General features: G+C 60.1%; 16 protein-coding genes. 6 read left to right on the plus strand and 10 right to left on the minus strand.

All coding sequences use genetic code 11. The features are described 5' to 3' along the window. Positions 1-28 precede the first annotated feature (28 nt). The 3 genes from ABD903_RS00415 to ABD903_RS00425 all read right to left on the minus strand — a co-directional run bounded on the left by ABD903_RS00415 (position 29) and on the right by ABD903_RS00425 (position 1,976). Positions 29-790: an LVIVD repeat-containing protein gene (locus tag ABD903_RS00415; RefSeq protein ID WP_345220354.1), complete on the minus strand. Its 762-nt coding sequence runs from the start codon at positions 788-790 to the stop codon at positions 29-31. Between the two features lie 4 nt (positions 791-794). After that, positions 795-1,199, minus strand: a complete 405-nt coding sequence (locus ABD903_RS00420) for an LVIVD repeat-containing protein (protein ID WP_345220356.1) — start codon at positions 1,197-1,199, stop codon at positions 795-797. Positions 1,200-1,403: 204 nt separating this feature from the next. Further along, the gene (locus ABD903_RS00425) at positions 1,404-1,976 is read right to left on the minus strand and encodes a hypothetical protein (RefSeq protein WP_345220357.1); all 573 of its coding nucleotides are present in this window, start codon (positions 1,974-1,976) and stop codon (positions 1,404-1,406) included. Between the two features lie 138 nt (positions 1,977-2,114). On the opposite strand from ABD903_RS00425, the gene ABD903_RS00430 reads away from it, so the two are divergent. The 6 genes from ABD903_RS00430 (at position 2,115) to ABD903_RS00455 (ending at position 11,060) form a co-directional block, all read left to right on the plus strand. After that, positions 2,115-2,843, plus strand: a complete 729-nt coding sequence (locus ABD903_RS00430) for a DUF72 domain-containing protein (protein ID WP_345220359.1) — start codon at positions 2,115-2,117, stop codon at positions 2,841-2,843. 350 nt (positions 2,844-3,193) lie between these two features. Further along, a complete protein-coding gene (locus ABD903_RS00435; protein WP_345220361.1) occupies positions 3,194-4,540 on the plus strand; it encodes a TolC family protein in 1,347 nt (448 codons plus the stop codon). Positions 4,541-4,668: 128 nt separating this feature from the next. Then, positions 4,669-5,847, plus strand: coding sequence for an efflux RND transporter periplasmic adaptor subunit (locus tag ABD903_RS00440; RefSeq protein WP_345220363.1), 1,179 nt, complete (start codon positions 4,669-4,671; stop codon positions 5,845-5,847). After that, on the plus strand, positions 5,844-9,260 hold the full coding sequence (locus tag ABD903_RS00445; RefSeq protein ID WP_345220364.1) for an efflux RND transporter permease subunit: 3,417 nt from the start codon (positions 5,844-5,846) through the stop codon (positions 9,258-9,260). The genes ABD903_RS00440 and ABD903_RS00445 overlap by 4 nt, the downstream gene beginning before the upstream one ends. 214 nt (positions 9,261-9,474) lie before the next feature. Next, positions 9,475-9,957, plus strand: a complete 483-nt coding sequence (locus ABD903_RS00450) for a DUF4468 domain-containing protein (RefSeq protein ID WP_345220365.1) — start codon at positions 9,475-9,477, stop codon at positions 9,955-9,957. Positions 9,958-10,274: 317 nt separating this feature from the next. Continuing rightward, positions 10,275-11,060, plus strand: coding sequence for a hypothetical protein (locus tag ABD903_RS00455; protein WP_345220366.1), 786 nt, complete (start codon positions 10,275-10,277; stop codon positions 11,058-11,060). Between the two features lie 66 nt (positions 11,061-11,126). Here ABD903_RS00455 and ABD903_RS00460 read toward each other — a convergent pair whose 3' ends face one another. The 7 genes from ABD903_RS00460 to ABD903_RS00490 form a co-directional block, all read right to left on the minus strand. Then, entirely contained in the window at positions 11,127-12,794 is a 1,668-nt protein-coding gene (locus ABD903_RS00460; protein ID WP_345220367.1) for an OmpA family protein, read from the minus strand. Positions 12,795-13,063: 269 nt separating this feature from the next. Beyond that, entirely contained in the window at positions 13,064-15,499 is a 2,436-nt protein-coding gene (locus ABD903_RS00465; RefSeq protein WP_345220368.1) for a S9 family peptidase, read from the minus strand. A gap of 191 nt (positions 15,500-15,690) precedes the next feature. Then, entirely contained in the window at positions 15,691-16,269 is a 579-nt protein-coding gene (locus ABD903_RS00470) for a hypothetical protein (protein ID WP_345220370.1), read from the minus strand. Between the two features lie 163 nt (positions 16,270-16,432). Beyond that, entirely contained in the window at positions 16,433-18,031 is a 1,599-nt protein-coding gene (locus ABD903_RS00475; RefSeq protein WP_345220372.1) for an OmpA family protein, read from the minus strand. A gap of 163 nt (positions 18,032-18,194) precedes the next feature. Beyond that, a complete protein-coding gene (locus ABD903_RS00480; protein WP_345220374.1) occupies positions 18,195-19,259 on the minus strand; it encodes an MBL fold metallo-hydrolase in 1,065 nt (354 codons plus the stop codon). A gap of 174 nt (positions 19,260-19,433) precedes the next feature. Continuing rightward, positions 19,434-19,829 carry an OsmC family protein gene (locus ABD903_RS00485; RefSeq protein WP_345220375.1) on the minus strand — a complete coding sequence of 132 codons (396 nt, stop codon included), beginning with the start codon at positions 19,827-19,829 and terminating at the stop codon, positions 19,434-19,436. A gap of 4 nt (positions 19,830-19,833) precedes the next feature. Beyond that, on the minus strand, positions 19,834-20,544 hold the full coding sequence (locus ABD903_RS00490; protein ID WP_345220377.1) for a pirin family protein: 711 nt from the start codon (positions 20,542-20,544) through the stop codon (positions 19,834-19,836). Positions 20,545-20,559 lie beyond the last annotated feature (15 nt).

The following is a 20,559-nucleotide window of genomic DNA, read 5'->3' on the forward strand; positions in this document are numbered from 1 at the left end:
CGAAAGAAACGATGCGGAATAAAACCACTTAGCGCGGCGTAATGGGCAATAAGCTGAGCTGCGTAAGGGTGCCGGCTGTGTAGCGGTACTGGTACAGGCCCGCCGACCCGATTACAAATAAACGGCCCCGGTCGGGAATCACATCGTAGGCTTCGATGCGGTGATGCTCGCGCTGGGTAAGCAGGGGCGTGCGGCGGGCATCAAACACCTTCAGGCCGTCGTCGCACACAAACAGCGAGGCACTGTCGATGCCCAGGCCGTAGGGCTTCGTGAGCGGGTAAACCTGGGCGAGGCGGGGCTGGCTGAGGTTGGTGAGGTCGATTACTTGCAGCTGGTTCATGCCACCGCCGCAGGTGCGGCCGGCCCGCAACGTGAGGTAGGCGTAGCGGTCGGCTACCACCACCGGGTCGCAGCTTACCACGTGCTCGTAGTACGCCACCTGCCGCGGAACCAGGGGTACAGATGCGTCGAATATGAACATGCCCCGCTGGGTACCAATAAACAGATAAGGCGGCTTGGGGAATATCGTTTCAATGCCCACGCCCAAGGCAGCCCGGCCGGCGGCCACGGGGTTGTTGGGGTCGGCGAGGTTAAACACGCGCAAACTCTGGCCGTCGACAGTATAGAGCGTGTTATTCATCACGGCGAAGCGGGCCATGGAGCCAGCCTTGCCGGTGTCGGCTCCCGCCGATATGGGGCTGGCCGAATCGGCGGAGGTTTCGCAGGCTGCTAACGGCAGCAATAGCAGAAGCGGCAGCGCGTAGCGGCGCAGGAAAGCAGGTACAATCATGGCGCTAGTCTACTTTTTGCCAGCCCACCACTACGGCGTCGGCGGGGCGGTTTTCGGGGCGGTATTCCTCTATCACGTCGGCCTGCTCGGGCGGCGCCAGCTCGGGAAATGCGCGGCGTACGCGGCTGCTCACGCGCACGGCGGACGGGTCGCTCACGTCGAGGGTTACAAGGTCCTCGGCGTTATCGGCATACAGCAGGTTGCCGCGCATGGAAACGTCGAGGTTGCCGGGAATGCGCAGGAAACCTACGTTGCGCGGCTGGGCAGGGTCGGTGTTGTCGATGATGTGCACGCCCTCGTACCGCTCGTTAATGTACACGTATGGGCCCTTGATGAAGATTTTGCCGGTGTTGTGCAGGTCGCGGGCCGCCACCAGCGCCACCGACTGCTCCAACGCGGAGCGCGACATAAGCAGCGGCCGGTACCTGGGCAGCGGCACTTGTTCGGGCTCTACTCTGAACTGATACCAACACCCGGATAGCCCCGTGAGGAGCATACTCGAGATAAGGAGTAATGCGTAGCGGTTCGGCATAAAAAGCAGGTTAGGCATGTAGTGCAGCGGCTCAAACAGGAGCCTGCAGCCGGAAAAACGGTTGCATGCCTGCCCGCAAATTTATGCCACTGCTCCGGCGGGTTGCGGACTGAGCTTCTGCAGCAGCCGGCACAGCATGTGGTAGATTTCCAGTAAACTCTCTTGCTCCACAATGCCCGTTTCCTTGGTGAAAATGAGGTGTAGATTAGGGTCGGTTTCGTCGTCGGCTGGGGCAAGGGTCAGGCGGCATTCCTGGTACTTGATGAGCGTGTTGCGCACCACGGAATCAGCCAGCAGGTCGCGGAGCAGCTCGGGGTCGTTGGTTTTTACCATGAATACCGGGTCGAGGTCGGGGAGGCCCAGTTCCACGTCTTCCATGCCCACGAGCTTGCCCAATTCGTGAATCCAGTCCTGCTCGTGCAAGGCAAAACGAAGCGGCAGGTTACCGGGCACCAGCGCCGTGAGGGCCGTATAGGCATAACCGCTTTCAAAGCCGCCGCCGGGGTCTATGTCGAGGTCGAGGCGAAAGTTATACCCGCCCTGATGCAACAGCGCCGAGTACTCCAGGGGAGCACCGTCTTGGGTCATGTCGGTGGTTACCTGCTGCCACAGGTCGGTTTCGGTATCGGCCGTAAAAACGCGGGTAGTTTCCATGGAGTCGAGGGTCGGATATGCCCTGCTAGAACGGGCCAAGCTGCTATCCGGTTGGGCTTAGCTCCGGTGGCGCAACGCGTAGGCTCACATTTTCGGGTTGGGCTGCGTAGAGCCGCAAGTACCACTCGTTTCTGCACGATGCCCGTTTACCATATCGGCTGCTCTGGTTACCACTACCGCCACTGGCGCGGCGTGTTTTACCCCGAAAAGCTGCCCATGCGGCGCTGGTTTGAGTACTACGCCGAGCACTTTCGGACCCTGGAGCTAAACGTAACTTTCTACCGTTTTCCGCAGCTTTCCTTTCTGCAAAATTGGTACGACACGAGCCCTGCCGATTTCGTGTTTTCGGTAAAAGCGCCCCGGCTAATAACCCACTACAGACAGTTTAACGAAGTGGGCGGATTGCTCACCGACTTTTACAATACCGTGCAGGAGGGCTTGCGCGAGAAGTTGGGCCCGGTGCTGTTTCAGCTGCCGCCGCGCACCGTTTACACACCCGAGCGGCTCGCGCGTATCCTCGAGTGCCTCAATCCGAGCTTTGCTAACGTGCTGGAGTTTCGGCATCCTAGTTGGTGGCAGCCGCCCGTGTACGCTGCTCTGGCCGACCGGGGCGTAAGCTTTTGCGGGCAAAGCCACCCCGAACTGCCCGATGCGATAGTAGCCAACACGCCGGTGCTCTATTACCGCCTACACGGCGTGCCGGCGCTGTACCACTCGCCTTACGCGCCCGCCTTTCTGCAGCAGGTGAAAGCACAAATAGAAGCTGCATCCACTGTGAAGCAGGCGTACCTGTATTTCAACAACGACATCGGCGGCTCCGCCATCGGCGACGCGCGGCAGATGCTGGCGCTGATAAACACTGGCTGAATCAGGAAAATAATGCGGCTTCATACTGAGGTATTACCTGCACAAGGTTTCGCCAGAACGCTCGTGTGTTTTGGGTAATTGAATATAATTATAACAAGTGACTTGCTGATGTTTTTGCCTTAACCTAATTGCACGTCATATTGTTAATATTCGGCGTTAATATTTATAAAAAATTGATTTACTGGGTGTAAACAATTGGTTTAAGTGGTTGCATACCTAGGATAGGCGCAACCCAAAGCGCCGATTTGCGGTAAGGCTTCAGTCTGGGTATTTGTACCCTGTGAATGTCGCTCATGCAACCGTTGCTCGTGCACCCAGGCTTCTTAACTCCGTCTCGCGTGTTATTGCCCATGCCAGTAAGGGCTGGGTGGTGTTTGGCGTTGCTGCTGTTTTGGAGCCTGGCCGCCAGCGCCCAAACGCCGCCCGCTACCGTGCCACCCGGCGGCACGTTTACTTTGGAGCAGTGCCTGCAGTATGCCGTACGCAACCAGCCGGTGCTGCGGCAAGCGCGCCTCGACCAAGAAGTAAACGAGGCCGACATCCGCATCGGGCTTTCGGATTGGCTGCCGCAGGTGGGGGTTACGGCCGATGCGCAACACTTCTTTCAGTTGCCCTTCACGGTATTCCCAAACGCCGAAGGGGTAAGTACGCCGCGGCAAATCGGGCTGAAAAACACATCTACCATCAGCCTCAACGGCACCCAGGCTCTGTTCAATAACGACGTGTGGCTGGCCCTGCGTACGGCGCGGCCTTCCCGGCGCTTTTACCAGCAGAACACCGCCGTAGTGCAAACCAACGTGGTGGCCAACGTAAGCAAGGCGTTTTTCGACGTGCTGCTCTCGCAGCGGCAGTTTCAGGTATTCGAGGCCGACATTGTGCGCCTGCAGCGCAGCCTGAAGGATGCCAAAGCGCGCTACGATGCCGGCGTGGTGGATAAAATCGACTACAAGCAGGCCGAAATTGCCCTCAACAACTCCCTGGCCGCCCGCAAGCAGGCCCTCGAAAGCGTAAATGCGAAATCTGCCTATCTCAAACAGCTCATGGGCTTGCCCGGTGAACAGCCGCTGGGCCTGCAGTACGATACGCTGCGCCTGGAGCGTGACGCCGTTGTAGACACCGCCGCTGCGCTCGACGCCACCAACCGCATCGAGTACCAGCAGCTGCAAACCGAGAAGGCACTGCAAGCGGCCCAAATCAGCTATTACCAGTACGGTTTCCTGCCCGAGCTGTCGGCCTTCGGAACTTACAACTCGGTGTACCAAAACAACCGGCTGGCCGACCTTTACAGCCGTCGGTTTCCCAGCTCGTTTGCCGGTTTGCAGCTGGCTTTGCCCATTTTTCAGGGTACGCGCCGGCTGCAAAACCTGCGCCGCGCCCGCCTGCTCGATACCCGCCTCGACGAAAGCCTGACAGCGGTGCGCAACCAGATCAACACCGAGTTTCAGCAGGCCCTGGCTACCTACAAAGGCTATTACGCCGATTACCAACTGGGCAAACGCAACCTGGCCCTGGCGCGCGAAGTGAACGACGTGGTGTACCTGCAATACCGCGAGGGTGTGAAGCCCTACCTCGACGTGATTGTGGCGCAAACCACGCTGCGCACCGCCGAGCTGAATTACTACGTGGCCCTGTTCCAGGTACTGACCAGCAAAGTGGATCTGCTGCGGGCCCGGGGCAACCTGCCCACCAACTACTAAGCCGCTACCCGATGTATACTTCCTCACTCGCGTCCGTCATCCTGAGCTGGCGAAGGTCCTTGCCGCCGTCGAACGACTATCGTGTTAACGACTCATGCTTCGAAGGAAAGGTCCTGCGCCAGCTCCGGATGACAGCCTTGAAAGGAGCAGTGCTGGTGGTTCTGCTAAGCTTGCTTACTGCTTGCGGCGACAAGGAAAAAGACGGCGAGAAAGACAAAGAATCGGCGCCCACGCCCGTTACGCTGGTACAGGCCCGCAAGGCCGAGGCCGTGTACTACGACGAGTATCCCGCGTCTGTGGTGGCGCTGAACACGGTGGAGCTGCGTACCCAGGTGCCCGGTTTCGTCACGGGTATTTTCTTCAAGGAAGGCGAAGTGGTGCCCAAGGGCAAAGTGCTCTACGAAATCGACCGGCGCAAATACCTGGCGGCCGTGCGCGATGCCCGCGCCGGTTTGCTGAGCGCCAAGGCCGAGCTGCAAAACGCCACCGTAAACGTGGAGCGCTACCAGCGCCTCGCCGCCCAGGACGCCATTGCCCGCCAAATTCTCGACAATGCCATAACCACCCAGGCCACCGCCCGTGCGCAGGTAGAAGTTGCCCGCGCCGCCGTGGCCACGGCCCAAACCGACCTCGATTACTCACTTGTAAAAGCGCCGTTCACGGGTCGTATCGGCATTTCGCAAGTGAAGCTGGGTTCCCAAATAAGTGCCGGCAGCACCTTGCTCAATACCATTTCCAGCGAAGACCCGGTCGGCGTCGATTTCGTCATCAACGAGAAAGAGCTGAGCCGCTACGCCGCCTTGCAGCAGGAGCAGCGCGGCATCAGCAGCGACTCTACGCTGCGTCTCATGCTGCCCGGCGGCAAGCCCTACGCGGCCGGCGGCAAGATCCTCGCTATTGACCGGGGCGTGAACCAGCAAACCGGCACCGTGCAGGTGCGCGTGCAATTCACCAATCCCATGCGCGTGCTGAAAGATGGCATGAGCACCGTGCTGCGCGTGCTTAACGAGGAATCAGGCGTGCGGGTGGTGGTGCCCAATAAATCCATTCTCGACCAAATGGGCGAGAGTTTCGTGTTTGTGGTGAAGGACACCGTGGCCCTGCAGCGCAAGGTGGAGCTGGGCCCGCGCCTGCGCGACGACATTGTGGTGCTGAAAGGCCTGAAGGAAGGCGAAAAAATAGTGGCTGAGGGCCTGCAGCAACTGCGCGACAGCAGCGTGGTAACCTTGGGCAAGCCCAAGCAGGGCGGCAGCGAAGGCAAGGCCGGTGGTAAAGCGGGCGGCAAGAAAGGAGAGGCCAAATCATGATAGCCGAAACCTTTATTCGGCGGCCGGTACTGGCCATTGTGTGCTCCACGCTTATTGTGCTGCTGGGCGTGCTGGCCATCCTGAGTTTGCCCATTACGCAGTACCCTAACATCACGCCGCCCACGGTATCGGTGAGCGGCACCTACGTGGGCGCCGACGCGCAAACCGTGGAGCAAAATGTAGCCACGCCGGTGGAGGTGCAGGTGAACGGCACGCCCGGCATGAGCTACCTCACCAGCAACAGCTCGAACAACGGGCAAATGAGCATGTCGGTGAACTTCGAGGTAGGTACTGACATCGACATAGCCGCCCTCGACGTGCAAAACCGCGTGGGCATTGCGCTGCCGCGCTTGCCGCAGGAGGTGCAGCGCCTGGGCCTCACCGTACGCAAGCGCAACCCCAGTATTCTGATGTTGGTAGCCCTGTACGCCCCCAAAGGCACCCACGACGTTACCTTCCTCGACAACTACACCAACATCTACATCAAAGACGCGCTGCTGCGCACCAAGGGCGTGGGCGACATTAATGCCCGCGCCGACGACTTCTCCATGCGCATCTGGCTGAAGCCCGATAAGCTGGCGCAGCTGGGCATTACGGCTACCGAAGTGACCGAGGCTCTGCAGGAGCAAAACGCGCAGATTGCGGCCGGTTCGCTCGGTGCCGCGCCGCAGCAAAAGGGCCAGAGTTTCGAGTACACCGTGTTCGTACGCGGGCGGCTGTCGTCGGTGGAAGAGTTTAGCAACGTCATTGTAAAAACCCTGCCCGAAACCGGCGCGGTGGTGTACCTCAAAGACGTGGCCCGTGTGGAGTTGGGCAAGTACAACTACGGCAGCCAGAGTTACGTGGACGGCAAGCGCGCCGCCTACATGCTGGTGTACCAGGCGCCCGGCTCGAACGCGCTGGAAACCTACGAGAACGTGAAAACGGAAATGGAACGGCTGAAAAAGCAGTTCCCCGCCGACCTCGACTACATCATTCCCTTCGAGGCGGCCACGGTGGTGAAGGTGTCCATCAAGGAAGTGCTGTTCACCATGCTGGAGTCGTTGGTGCTGGTGGTGCTGGTGGTGTTTCTGTTTCTGCAAAACTGGCGCGCCACGCTCATTCCCACGTTGGCTATTCCGGTGGCGGTGGTGGGGCCGTTTCTGGCGTTTGTGCCGCTGGGCTTCACCATCAACACGCTCACCCTGTTCGGGCTGGTGCTAGCCATCGGTATTGTTATCGACGACGCCATTGTGATTGTGGAAGCCACGCAGCTGAACATGGACGAGAAGGACATGGAACCGCGCGAGGCCACCATCGAGGCCATGCGCGAAATTTCCACGCCCGTGGTTACCACCAGCATCATCCTGATTGCGGTGTTTGTGCCGGTGGCATTCATCGGCGGCATTACCGGGCGGCTCTACCAGCAATTTGCCCTCACCATAGCGGTGTCGGTGGTGCTATCCACATTCTCGGCCCTCACGTTCACGCCCGCGCTCTGCTCCCTCATTCTGAAGAAGCGCAAGCACCCAAGCAAGGGCGGAAAACCAGCACCAGAGGGCGCCGCAGAAGCTGCGGAAACGCAAACTGCTGCCGAGAATTCCGCCGAACGACCAGCCGAAAAGCACGACGATAAACCTGCGAAAAAGCCCGGCTTCCTGCAACGGTTTTTCGACAAGTTCAACCGCTGGTTCGGCCGGCTTACCGACAAGTACACCAACGGCGTGAAGCGCGGGATTGAGTACCCGCGCTGGGTATTGGTAGCGTTGGCCTGCATACTGGTGGGCACGGTGCTGCTGTACCGCGCCAAGCCCTCGGGCTTCATTCCCACCGAAGACGAAGGCCGGCTCATCATCACCTTCACGCTGCCCGAAGCGTCGTCTACCGACCGTACCGTGGCCGTGCTGAAGAATGTGATGAAGGAGCTGGAAAGCACGCCCGGCGTCAACCACTTTTCGGGTTTGGCGGGCCTGAACGGCATCAACTTTTCGCAGAAATCGAACAGCGGCACCTTGTTCGTGCAGCTCAAGCCCTGGGATGAACGCAAAGACGAGGCCCTGCACGCCGAAGCCTTGGTGGATACCATTCAGCGCCGGCTGGGGCAGTTCAAAGAAGCCAAGGTGGTCGTGATTCCGCCGCCAGCCATTCCGGGCCTCGGCAACACCTCGGGCTTCTCGTTTATACTGCAGGAGCGCGAAGCCCAAACCGACATCCAGGCCTTCGACCGCACCTTGCAAAGCTTCCTGGGTGCCATGCGCCAGCGCCCCGAAATTGCCAAGGGCTTTTCCTTCTTCACTGCCAACACCCCCGGCTACCGCCTCGATATCGACCGCGAAAAGTGTAAAAAGCTAGGCGTGCAGGTAGCCGATGTAGGTCGTGCCCTGCAAACCTACCTGAGCTCGTCGTACGTGAACGATTTCACGCTCTACGGCCGCACCTTCCGCGTGGTGGCCCAGGCCGACACCAGTTACCGCGGCGACATCCAGAACCTCAACCAGTATTACGTGCGCAACACTGCCGGCAGCATGGTGCCGCTGAGTACCCTCATCAGCTACCAGCGCACCGCCACGGCGCCGCTCATTTCACACTACAACCTGTTCCGCTCGGCCGATATTAACGGCGACCCAGGTGCCGGCTACAGCACCGGCGACGCCATTAAAGCCCTGGAAGAGGTGGCCGAGCAAAACCTGCCGCCGGGTTACGGCTACGAGTTTTCGGGCCTGAGCCGCGAGGAAAACGAAGCCGGCTCGCAAGCCCTCTATATCTTCGGCTTGTCGTTGGTGTTCGTGTTCTTGGTGCTAGCGGCCCTCTACGAAAGCTGGACGGTGCCCTTTGCCGTGCTGGTGTCGGTGCCCATCGGCTCGCTCGGGGCCATTGTTACGCTCAGCTTAATGTCCAGCCTCACCAACAATGTGTACGCCCAAATCGGGTTGGTAACGCTGGTGGGTTTGGCAGGCAAAAACGCCATTCTCATTGTGGAATACGCCAAGGAGCGTCTCGAAGCGGGTGCCGAGTTAGTGGAAGCCACGTTGGACGCTGTGCGCCTGCGTTTCCGCCCCATCGTCATGACGTCCATGTCGGCCATTCTGGGCGTGGTGCCGCTCATCATTGCCTCGGGCGCCGGTGCCGAAAGCCGCCGCCACATCGGCTGGACGGTGTTTGGCGGCTTGCTAGTGGCCACCATAGTGGGCACGGGAGTGGTGGCGGTGGTGTACGTGCTCATCACCCGCAAAGCTTACAGCAAAAAGGAGCTGGAGGCGTTCAAGCAAAACGCCGACGAGCAGGAGAAACAGGAAGACGGCCACGAGGCCAAGGGCGAAGCAAAAGAAGCGTCTGACGAAACTTCCAGCCAGGAAAAACGCGCTACAGACGCATCGGCAGGTAAATCGTCAGAAGACGACGCCAAGCCTGACGAAGCACCTGCCAGTAAATAGTCAATTGCAAGAAGGTCAGTTCAAGGCCTCCTGACTATTGCCCTGTGCCAGACAACAGGCGGTTGATTGACTCTTAGAAAAAGAAGGTAAGTTGGTGGTTAACCATTCGCTGTCGATAACCACAACGCCCTACCCGATGCGACGCCTATTGCCTATCCTTTTCAGCTGCTGCCTGGCCGGTTCTGTCTGGGCCCAAAAACCACTCGGTTTACCCATGAACAAGGCAACGCGCCGCGTTATGTTCACCGAAGAAGTGCCAGTGGCCGGGGCCAGCCAGGCCGAATTGCAGGAACGGGTCAAAGCGTGGGTAATGGCGCTTCCCGCGCCGCCCAAGTCTCTCATTACTACCCGTGAGCTGGATAACGAGGCTATGCAAGCGGCGTCGGCTCAGCCCCTGAGTTACACCTATTCTTACACTCATAATGGGGCGAAGCGAACCTATACCGCAACCGCCCATCTGCACTACACCACAAAACTGTGCCTCCAGGAAGGCCGTTATCGGTACGAGGTAACCGATTTTGTGTTTGTAGAACCGGGCGGCGCCACTTCATTCGAAGATTATTTTCTGACCGGCAAAGTGAGGCCCATCGGGGAAGGCGGTGCCGCTAGTTTCGAGGCCCTTCGTAAGGCGTTTGAGGCGGCTGCGGCCAAGCTGGTGGCTAACCTAAAGGTGGCCATGAACAAAGCAGGTCACTAGTATTTAACCGAAAGCCAGCTGTAGAACAGCCGTTCGTCTTGCGGGGGCGGCATAAAACCATTTGCCGTTCTCGGGTCCTGCTCCCGCCGTACAGCAGCCCTGCCGTGTAGTAGGTTTTTCCGCGTTTCCGAATTGCATGCTTGCCGATCAGCGTTCCTTCGACCCCCGATTAGTTCAACCACTTGGTGCAGGCATGCCGCAACCGCATAGATCCCAACTCCAGCGAGGCACACGGCCGCAGGAAATAAGTAGCCCGCGGCAGCGCGCAATTTTATAAGTGCCCGAGCCGTTAAGGTGCTAGCTTACAACTCTCTTATATGCTGGCTTATAACTGCCTTTTACTTACTGCCACTTGTTGCCTGGGTACGCCGCTGCTCAGCCCGTTGCGGGCGCAGGAGCGTACCTCGCTTGAAGCCGGCGGCGGCTTCTGCGTATCCTTGAACCACGCGGAAGGCAACCGGCTGCCGCCCAAAATGCGCGCCACTCAAACAGCCGGTGCCGCTTTTTCCCTGGGCGTGGTGCATCGGTTCAGCCCCAGGTGGGCGGGTAGCCTGGCCGTTAAAACCGCCAGCCTGCACCGCGGATTACGCATCGACCACCTGATTTACCAGCGCGATGCCCAAGGCGGGGTAAACAGCACCAATTCCTCGCGCAGCCTGCTGGCCTCCTCGCCCGCGCACTTTACGGCCGGCGCCCGTTACTATTTCAACCCAGCGCAGAAGCTCAAAATAAGCGCCGAGGGCGGGGGTGGCTATATGATGGTACGGACTGCTTTTGCCTCTTCTGTAATCAGCGGTGTTTACAGCAACTCATCGGGGGCTTTGCCCGAGGAAGAAATCAACTACGTGTTTGATGAGCTAAGCCCGCACCGGGCCAATTACCTCGTGTATGCCTCGGGGCAAGCCGAGTGGCGGTTAACAGACCGCAGCGGCCTGGCGTTGGCCGTGCAGTATCACCACGGCTTCCGGGAAACATATGTTTTGGAGTCCCGGAAGCTGGAGTACATCAACCGGCGTACCAACACCTCCGAGCAGTACGAAACCCGCCTTGTAAACCGCGGCCGCTACCCCGCGGCCCGGTTGCTATACTGCTTTTACCTGTAACGCCGCCGGCCTCGCGCACGCGAGGCTGCGAGAAGCGCAGCGCCACGCCCCGCACGCCGGCTGCCCTTACCGCCGCGGCGCTGGCGCGTTGGTGCGTGTGCCCGTTTTGGACGGTGCGGTGGCTTTGGGCGTCGCCGCTTTGGGTGCAGGCTTTTGCGCGGGTGCGGCTTTGGCGGGAGCCTTAGTCGCCGACTTCTTTGCCGCCGTCTTTCTCGCCGGTGCTTTTCTTACGGCCCCCTTTTTTACTTTCGTGGCTTTAGCCGGGTCTTTCTTAACGGCCGGAGCCACTGCAGGAATGGGGGGCTGCGGACCGTATTTGGTTTCGGCTGGGTTGGGGTCACCAGTCAGGAACAGGTCGAACTCTACGCGGCGGTTCTCGGCGCGGCCGGCGTCGGAGCTGTTGTCGGCAATGGGGTTCAGAGGGCCGTAGCTGCGCAACACGATGCGGTTTTCGGCCACGCCTTTGCTGCGCAGGTAACCGCCGGCTGATGCAGCCCGCTCGCGCGCCAGGCGTAGGTTAAACGCCGTTGAGCCTTTGCTATCGGTGTGGCCCGCAATGCTTAATGTGTAATCGGGGTAGGCCCGCAGAATTTGCACGATGTCGTCCAACGTGGAATACGAAGCCGGAAGCAGCGTGGCCTTGTTTAGCTCAAAACCCATGAACCGGGTGGCTTCTTGGAGTTTGGCCCGGGTCTCGGCCTTTATTTCCGGGCAGCCGCGGTTTGCGGCCGGGCCGGCGCTGCTGGGGCAGCGGTCATCGGCGTCGGGCACTCCGTCGCGGTCCGTGTCTGCGCCCTCTGCGGGGGCCGCGTCCGGGTTAGCCGTGGGGCAACCGTTCACATCTACCGCGGTGCTCGGCGGGGTGTCGGGGCACTTGTCCTCGGAGTCGTTTACGCCGTCGTTATCGGCATCGGCGGCACCTTCTGGGCAGCCCTGGTTTTCGGCGGTACCGGCCTCAGAGGGGCACTGGTCCTGGAAGTTGGCTACGCCGTCGTGGTCGTCGTCGAGAGGGCAGCCGTTATCGTCGACGGGCGTGCCGGGCGGCGTGTTCGGGCAACGGTCCTTGCGGTCGGGTACTTCATCCTGGTCCTGGTCTTGGCCTTGGCCCAGGTTGATGGTCAGGCCGGCGGTATGCTGCAGAAAACGGTCGTCCCATTTGTCCGCGTCGCGGGTAAGTGAGCCGTCGAAATTGGCATTCAGCGGCAGGTGCTGCCCGGTTTGCACGAAAAAGCCCACCACGCCTCCTAGGCGGAAGTTAATGCCAGCGCCGGTGAAAAGGTCGATGAGGTTTTCGTTCTGGTCGTTACGCAGGCCGTCCGCTGATACCTCGCGGCTGGTGTACGTCCAGCCGGGCGCAGCCAGTAAGTAAGGCTGAATGAAAGCGTTTTCCTTGAGGGCCCAGCCGTTATTCAGCTTGAATTTCAGCCCCAGGTTCACGTTTATCAGGGTGGTGTTAAAGGTAGCGTTGGGGCCGCGAGTACCTTTCAGGTCGCCGTAGAGCACCTGCCCGTTTAAATCGAGCCCCTTGCCTAGGTACTGGCCCAGGCCGAGGCCTGCCGTACGGTTGCTGCTGCTAAAATCCCAGTACGTGGAGCCAAAGGTGCCGCGGTATTGCAGGGCGTTCAGGTGCAGGCTTACGCTGGTGGGGCGGTCGGCCGTTTGGGCCAGGGAAGCAGCCGGTAAAACGACCATCAACGCAAGGCACGACCAGCAGGTGGGTAAAAAGTACTTCATCACAGACGGCGTTTACGGCGGGAGCCAAAGGGGCTTTGGCAGGTAGGAAGGAGCCCGGGGTGGTCGGAAAAGGTACTAAACAAGCACGATATGCCCTCATCGGCCTTACGTAGCCGCCGAAATTTTGATTGCGGCGCGACGATGTTATTGCCCAAAAGCTCTTGCCATTGGGCAGACCCAGCAAGCAAACCGCCGGTTCCGGCCGGAGTAGAAACCCCGCCAGAACCGGCGTAAGTAAGCCTTAGAGCCTTGCCCTAAGCAGCCCGAGGTTAGTTGGCCGCCTGCACGGGCTGCGGGGTCTTCACATATTTATCGAGCCAGGTATTCATTTCCCAGAGCATGTGCATGATGTTCTCACGGGCCGCGTAACCGTGCGACTCGGCCGGCAGCACCACGTACCGTACCGTGGCGCCGTGGCCCTTGAGGGCGTTGTAGAAACGCTCCGTTTGAATGGGGAATGTACCGGAGTTGTTGTCCAATTCGCCGTGAATCAGCAGAATGGGCGTCTTAATCTTGTCGGCGTAGTTGAACGGCGACATGGCGTTGTACACCTCTGGTGCCTCCCAGTACGTGCGCTCTTCACCTTGAAATCCGAAGGGAGTAAGGGTGCGGTTGTAGGCACCGCTGCGGGCAATACCGGCCTTAAACAGGTTGGAGTGCGCGAGTAGGTTGGCCGTCATGAACGCACCGTACGAATGGCCCATTACGGCCACGCGGCTGGGGTCTACCACACCCATCCGCTTGCCTTCGTCAATAGCGGCTTTGGCGCTGCTTACCAGTTGCTCGGTGTAGGTGTCGTTGGGCTGCTTGTCGCCTTCGCCCACAATCGGAATGCTGGCGCCCTGCAGTACGGCGTAGCCCTGCGTTACCCAGAACACCGGCGAACCGTAGCCCACGCGCGTAAACGTGAACGGCGAACCGGAAACCTGGCCGGCGTTGCTCTTGTCTTTAAATTCGACCGGGTAAGCCTCCATAAGCGTCGGCAGCGGACCGTCGCCGGCTTTGTAAGTGGGCGGCAGGTACAGGTTGGCCGTTAGCTCCACGCCGTCGGCGCGCTTGTAGCGGATTACCTGCTTTTTCAACACGCCCGTGGCGCCGTAAGGGTTCGGAAACTTGGTGAGGGCCGTTAGCTTGCCCGAGCGGGCATCGCGCAGGTAGTAGTTCGGGTTCTGATCCACCGATTCCCGGCGCGTAAGCATGCGGCGCTTATCGAAATCGAGAATGGCCAGCGGTACTTCATAAAAGGGGGCTTCCGAACGCCACCAGCGGGTGCTGGCTTTGGTTTTTACGTCCAGCTCGTCCACAAACGGCCGGTCGCCTTCGGGCGAGGCACCGGCGCCTACCAAGTAAATCAGTTGGCTTTTGGCGTCGGTAGCCAGCACGTAATGCCCCTGAGGGTTACGCTTGGTATAGGGCGTGCCGGGGTTGCGGTATTTGTCCTGCGAAGAGCGGTCGAAGAGCACCGCCAACGACGGCAGCGCGCCGGGGCTCACGGTGTAGGTTACTTCTTTGCGGTCGGCCCACCGGTAGGCATCGATAAGGGCAATGTTGTTATTGCCCCAGGTAATGTCGTTGAAGCGCAGCGGCAAAGCGGCCAGCTCCTCGGCTTTGCCCGTAAAGGGAGCCGGCAGCGTGAATACCTTGTCACGAATGGCCGCTTCGGTTTTTGGGTCGCCGCCGTCCTGGGCTTCGGCCCAGTACAGCGTGGCGGGAACATCGGCGCGCCAGTCGTGGGCGCGGGGGCCGGTGGGGGCGGCGTCGAAGCTGGTGGGCACGTTATCGGCCAGCGGCAGATCAGCTACGTTCTTTACCAGGTCGCCGGTAGTTACGTCTACCACGTCTACTTTCACCGGAAAGCTGCTTACCGGCAAGGTGTAGGAGTAGGGGCGGTGACGGGTTTTTACCAGTACGTACTTGCCGTTAGGCGAAGGTTTGGCCGATTGAATAATGCCGGGCTGCCCCAGCGGCTGCAGCTTGCCGGCCAAGGTGATTTTTACCAGCTGCGAAGTAGCGTAGTATTCGAACAGCCGCTCGTCGGCGGGGTTTTTCAGCAAATCCTGGTAGGTACGGGCGCCGGCTTTGCGGCCCGCGTTTTCCTGAATGGCAGGTCCTACCGGAACAGCGGTGGCGCTGGGGGCGGCGCCACGGCCGGCCACCAGCCCGCGGGCAATAATGGTTTCGTTGTCGGGCAACCATTCGTAGGGTTTGCCGAAAGTGCCGTTCAGGGTAACGCCGGCCAGGCGTTTGGCCTGTACCGTGTTTACGTCAATCACCCACAGCTCAATTTTGCCTTCGGCAGCGCCGGTGGTAAGCGTGAGGGCAACTTTGGAGTTATCCGGCGACCAGCTTACGTCGCTGATGCGGGCTTTTTGGGGCATACCAAGCACAGCCAGATCCTTGCCGTCTTCTACCCGGCGCAGCATCATGCCCGTGGCGAAGCTCACCCGGCTGGGGCCGTTGGTGCGCGGGTTCAGGCGCATACCGGCCAGGCGCAACTCGGGCTGCGAGAGGTCGGCAATGCTGGGCATGTCCTGCATAATGAGTAGCACCATCCACTTCCCGTCCGATGACAGGCTTACCCGGGGTGTCTGAGGGGCCTCTACCAAGTCCGCAATGGCTTTGGGCGGGGTTTGGTAAGGAAGTTCCTGCGCCTGCGCGGCCCAGCCACCGAGCCACAGCAAACCAAGGAGTATGTGTTTTTTCATGTAAAAGGAGGGAATCGTCCCAAGCAACACTGATTCAAGCACTAAGATACAACAAGCGGTTTGCGCTGCCACTGCGGCAGCCCGGCTTTATCCTATTTTAAAGTCAATTTTAAGCTGCGTATGTAGTTGGTTGGCAGGCCGCCGCGCGTTAAAAGAGCCGGCCCGCGGCGTGTTTCAGCAACTTTGCAGGCCTACAACTCCGTTGGCGGGAGAGGCTGATCGAACCGGACCGAAGCGAAAAATTTATTTCTGCCAGCGGCCACTCCGGCCTGCTCCGGCAAGCGGTACACGCACGCAAACAGGTACAGCGCATGTACACGCCACACCCACACCGTTTCGATGCGCGTGGGTTGTTGGTGGTCGTAATCGAAGCCCTCGTACACCACCGCCCGGGCCGGACTGTTTACAAACACCACGTTGGCTTGCTCCAGCAGCCGGCCGTGAAATACGCGACGACCGTACTGCCGGCTTTGCTTGTCGAAAAACCGGCTCAGGGCCTTGGGGGTAATGCGGCTTTGCGGGCGGTAACCCGGAAAATAGCGCCGGTCGAGACTCATCACCATAAAATCTGCGTCGGCGGTGGTGGTTTCGAGGATTTTTAGGCCGGGCGGCTGATGAGGAAGTGTAACGGGCTTGGCTTCGTAGGGTAAATCCACGCGGGCCTCGTCGTGCAGCGGGGTGGTTACCCATTCCTGCACGGCCCATTGGGCATGGCACTGCAGCGCGCCGCTGCACGCAATTACCAGCATCATCCAGCGCAGGCGGGGCATAACCGAGGTAAAGAAGTATTAGGGAGGGTCCAACAAGATACACAGATAGTCGCTAGCAGTAGCACGTAACGCTGCCTTGTTTTAACGGCGCAATGGGCAAAAAACAAGCGGCTCGCCGGGGTGGCGGGCCGCTTGTACAAGGGGCTGTAGGACTATTGGGAGCCTACTTTCGGCGGGGCGCGGCCTTACGGGCCGGCGCTTTCTTGGCCGGTGCCTTTTTGGGCGCCGGGGTAGCCTTTCTCAGGGTTTCCGGATCGGGCATGGCTGGCTCAGGACCGTACTTCACTTCGGCCGCGTTCGGGTCGCCGGTGAGGTAGAGGTCGAAGTCGACGCGGCGGTTCTGGGCGCGGCCGGCCTCGGTGTCGTTCGTGGCAATGGGCTTCAGCTCGCCGTAGCCACGGGCCTCAATGCGGGCGGCCGGAATGCCTTTGCTCAGCATGAAGGCGCGGGCCGAAGCAGCGCGGTCGTGCGAGAGTTGCAGGTTGTACGGGTCGGAACCCTTGTTGTCGGTGTGGCCGGCAATGCTCAGGGTGTAGTCCGGGTACTCGTTCATGATCTGCACCAGGCTTTCCAGGGTCGGGTACGAAATCGGCTTCAGTACCGCACGGTCGAACTCAAACTGGATGTACTTGGTAGCTTCCTGCAGGCGCTTCTTGGCCTCGGCCTTAATCTCGGGGCAGCCGCGGTTCGAAGCCGGACCGGGGGTGTTCGGGCAGCGGTCCTGGTAGTCGGGCACACCGTCACCGTCGGTATCTACGGGGCAGCCAGTAGCGTCTACTTTCACGCCGGCCGGGGTGTCGGGGCACTTGTCATCCTGGTCGCGCACGCCGTCGTTATCGGCGTCGGGGCAGCCTTGCAGCTCGCGCTTGCCGGGGGTATCGGGGCACTGGTCTTCGGAGTCGCGCACGCCGTCGTTGTCACGGTCGGGGCAGCCTTCGAGTTCGGGCTTACCGGCTTCGGTGGGGCATTTGTCCTGGTAATCGGGTACGCCGTCCTTGTCGCCGTCGAGCGGGCAACCGTTGGCATCTACGGCTACCCCGGCTGGGGTACCGGGGCACTTGTCTCGCTTGTCAGATACGCCGTCTTTGTCTTCGTCCTTGGCTTGGCCCAGGGCAAACGTGAGGCCGGCCGAGTGCTGCAGGTACCGGTCGTCCCAGCTGTTTTCGTCGCGGTTGGCTACGTTATCGAAGTTCGCGCCAATGGGCCAGTGCTGGCCGGTTTGCACAAACAAACCCACGCCGTCGGAGAGGCGAAACTTCAGACCAGCGGCACCGTGCAGATCGAAGTAAGACGTGCTGCGGTCGAAAGTGGAGAAGTTGCCGTCCTGGTTCAACTCCCCGTCGGCGCTTACCACGGCCAGGCCGGGCGCGAACAGCAGGTAAGGCTGCACGAAGAAGGTTTCCTTGATGGGCAGCTTCAGCTTGATGCCGAGGTTGGCATTAATCACGTTGGCCGAGAAGTTCGAGCCGAAGTATGGCGCGCCCTGGGGAGCATCGAACTGCATGTCGCCGTAGTTCAGGTCGATGCCCAAATCCAGGCCCTTGGTGATGTAACGGTACACCGATAAGCCACCGCCCAACTCGAAGTTGTCGCCGGCTTTCCAGTATTGCGAGCCAAGGTTGCCTTTGTACTGCAAGGTGCTGCCGTACAAGCTAAGGCTGGTTTTGCGGTCGGCCGTCTGCGCGCGGCCATCGTGCGGGGCTGCCAGGAGCAGCGCCAGTCCCAGCGCCGAGGCCTGGGTCAGGTGAAAAAGTCGTTTCATGGGCAACAAGGGTTGAGGGAACTGAAGCCAGTTCTGTATTGGAATAGGCCTATATACCCTTGCCCGCCAGAAAGGTTGTTGTCTAGGTGCTAAGACGCATAAAGTCAAATCCAAACGTTGTGCAAAACGCCCGAAAGTTCACGTTTTCGGGCTCACGCGGGTTTTAGCGAGGAAGCTCCCAGCCAATACCTTCTTTCAGTACCAAAAAGGCGCTGTCGGGTACCTGCTGCTCGCGAAGGGCATGGTGCAAATCAATGGCCGGTTCCAGCAGCCCGTCGTCAGCCATTTGAAACGTGCCAAAGTGCGTGGCCACGCCGCGCTTAGCGCCCAGGTCACGAAAGGCCTTTACTGCCTCGGCGGGGCTGATGTGAATGGGCTGCATAAACCACTGCGGCCGGTACGCTCCAATGGGCAAAATGGCCAAGTCAATAGGTCCCTGGCGCCGACCAATTTCCTGGAAAAAAGCACCGTAACCCGTGTCTCCGGCATAATACACGTTGCCGGCCGAGGTGCGCAGCACGTAGCCCGCCCACAGCGTGGCATCCCGGTCGCGGAGGCCCCGGCCACTAAAATGCTGCGCGGGCACACTTACCACTTGCGCGCGTTTGCTGAGGAGTTGCTGCTGCCACCAATCCAGGTCGGTGGCGTTCGGAATGCCTTCTTTGTCGAGAAATGCTTTTACGCCCAAGCCGGCAAATACCTGCGGCTTGTCCCGGGCCGCGAGGCGGCGCAAAGTGGGCACATCGAGGTGGTCGTAGTGGTTGTGGCTGATCAGCACCGCGTCGATGGGGGGCAAATCGTCGAAGCGCAGGCCGGGTGGGCGCAGGCGTTTGGGGCCAATCCACTGGAAAGGGCTGCACCGCTCGCTCCAAATTGGATCGGTGAGAATGTTCAGGCTGTCGAACTGCAGCAAAAACGTGCCGTGGTTTACAAACGTCACGCGCAGTTGCCCGGCGCCCACGCGGGTTGGCGGCTTGGGACCGTATGGCGCATCGGGCTGCGCGGGAAACTCGCCTTTGTCGCGGTTCAGCATCCAGCGCAGCAAGGGGCGCATGCCTTCCTGGGCCTGCACACCGCCCTGGTTTACGAATTGTTCGCCGTTGAAATGCGCCGACTTCGGGCCCGAGTAACGCGGCGCCGATAACGAGCAGCCCACCACAAACTCCGCGGCTGCCAGCGTTGCTACCGAGCCCAGCAACCAAATCAGGAATCGTCGACGTTTGGGCATAAACCTGGCAGTTTTGGTGGCAGAAAAGGTGCGGAGTAAGCCGTGTGCATCTGCTTGCAGATGCGGGGCTTGCACTAATAGTACCTGCTTTTCAGCGGAAAGTTAAGTGCAGCAAAAAGCCCCGCCGGAATTACGGCGGGGCTTTTTGGTCAGGGAAGCAATTGGACTCAGTCGTTACGCCAGCTCCGTGTCGATGGCAATGGAGGCCCCCAAAGACTTGTGAATGGGGCAGAGCTCAGCAATTTTCAGCAGGCGCTGGCGCTGCTCCTCGGTTAGCTCGCCGCCGAAATGCAGCGTGCGCGTAAGCCGCGTAACCACGTGCTGCGGGGTTTCTTCGTAGCGCACCACCGCTTCCACGCTGTGCAGCGGCCACTGCTTGCGGTCGGCGTACATGCGCAGGGTTATGCAGGTGCACGCACTCAAAGAAGCAGCGAGCAACTCGCCGGGCGTGGGCCCCAGGTTCTGGCCGCCGTCGGCCAGCGGCTCGTCGGCCACAAGGTGGTGGCCGCTCTCCGAGGTTAACTCTGTGCGGTAACCGCTGGGGCCGATGCGGCCGCTGAAACCGGGCATATGCTTAGTGGTTTATGGGCGCTTCGATAACAATAAACCGGCTTTCGGCGCGGCATTCGATGGTTACCGCGTCGGTTTCCCACAGGCCGATGCTGTCCCGCCGCTCAATGGTTTCGCCGTTTACCGTGAGGGCGCCGTCCATCAGAAACACAAACACCGCCTTGTTGGTCGGGTTCAGCGCGTACGTTAGTTGCTGGCCGGCTTCGAAGTAGCCCAGGGAAAGTTTCGCGTTCTGGTTGATCCAGCAATGTGCCTGGCCTTCCTCGTTGCTGACCACGGTGGTAAGCTGGTTGCGGCGCTTTTCCTCCGGAAACGAGCGGCGCTGGTAGCGCGGCGTTACGTTCTGCAGCTTCGGCTCGATCCAGATTTGCAGGAAGTTCACCTCGTCGTCGCCCACGTTGTGCTCTTCGTGGCGCAGACCGGTGCCGGCACTCATAATCTGCACCCAATCCTTCTCCACCACTTCTTTGTAGCCGAGCGAGTCGATGTGGTTCATTTTGCCGGCCAGCATCACGGAAATGATTTCCATGTTGGCGTGCGGGTGAATGCCGAAACCGCCGCCCGCTTGCACAAAGTCGTCGTTAAACACGCGCAGCAGCCCGAAGCCGTTGCGCTCGGGGTTGGCGTAGCTGCTAAAGCTGAACGTGAAGTTGCTTTTCAGCCAGCCAATGTCCTTTAGGCCACGCTCGGCAGCCCGAATGATGCGGTGTTTCATAACGATAGGGTGCTA

Source organism: Hymenobacter koreensis (genome assembly GCF_039541855.1).
GTDB classification, from domain to species: domain Bacteria; phylum Bacteroidota; class Bacteroidia; order Cytophagales; family Hymenobacteraceae; genus Solirubrum; species Solirubrum koreensis.

Coding starts and splice junctions, on each gene's coding strand:
- ABD903_RS00415 (WP_345220354.1), bottom strand. CDS start 790: ATGATTGTACCTGCTTTCCTGCGCCGCTACGCGCTGCCGCTTCTGCTA.
- ABD903_RS00420 (WP_345220356.1), bottom strand. CDS start 1,199: ATGTCGCGCTCCGCGTTGGAGCAGTCGGTGGCGCTGGTGGCGGCCCGC.
- ABD903_RS00425 (WP_345220357.1), bottom strand. CDS start 1,976: ATGGAAACTACCCGCGTTTTTACGGCCGATACCGAAACCGACCTGTGG.
- ABD903_RS00430 (WP_345220359.1), top strand. CDS start 2,115: ATGCCCGTTTACCATATCGGCTGCTCTGGTTACCACTACCGCCACTGG.
- ABD903_RS00435 (WP_345220361.1), top strand. CDS start 3,194: ATGCCAGTAAGGGCTGGGTGGTGTTTGGCGTTGCTGCTGTTTTGGAGC.
- ABD903_RS00440 (WP_345220363.1), top strand. CDS start 4,669: ATGACAGCCTTGAAAGGAGCAGTGCTGGTGGTTCTGCTAAGCTTGCTT.
- ABD903_RS00445 (WP_345220364.1), top strand. CDS start 5,844: ATGATAGCCGAAACCTTTATTCGGCGGCCGGTACTGGCCATTGTGTGC.
- ABD903_RS00450 (WP_345220365.1), top strand. CDS start 9,475: ATGAACAAGGCAACGCGCCGCGTTATGTTCACCGAAGAAGTGCCAGTG.
- ABD903_RS00455 (WP_345220366.1), top strand. CDS start 10,275: ATGCTGGCTTATAACTGCCTTTTACTTACTGCCACTTGTTGCCTGGGT.
- ABD903_RS00460 (WP_345220367.1), bottom strand. CDS start 12,794: ATGAAGTACTTTTTACCCACCTGCTGGTCGTGCCTTGCGTTGATGGTC.
- ABD903_RS00465 (WP_345220368.1), bottom strand. CDS start 15,499: ATGAAAAAACACATACTCCTTGGTTTGCTGTGGCTCGGTGGCTGGGCC.
- ABD903_RS00470 (WP_345220370.1), bottom strand. CDS start 16,269: ATGCCCCGCCTGCGCTGGATGATGCTGGTAATTGCGTGCAGCGGCGCG.
- ABD903_RS00475 (WP_345220372.1), bottom strand. CDS start 18,031: ATGAAACGACTTTTTCACCTGACCCAGGCCTCGGCGCTGGGACTGGCG.
- ABD903_RS00480 (WP_345220374.1), bottom strand. CDS start 19,259: ATGCCCAAACGTCGACGATTCCTGATTTGGTTGCTGGGCTCGGTAGCA.
- ABD903_RS00485 (WP_345220375.1), bottom strand. CDS start 19,829: ATGCCCGGTTTCAGCGGCCGCATCGGCCCCAGCGGTTACCGCACAGAG.
- ABD903_RS00490 (WP_345220377.1), bottom strand. CDS start 20,544: ATGAAACACCGCATCATTCGGGCTGCCGAGCGTGGCCTAAAGGACATT.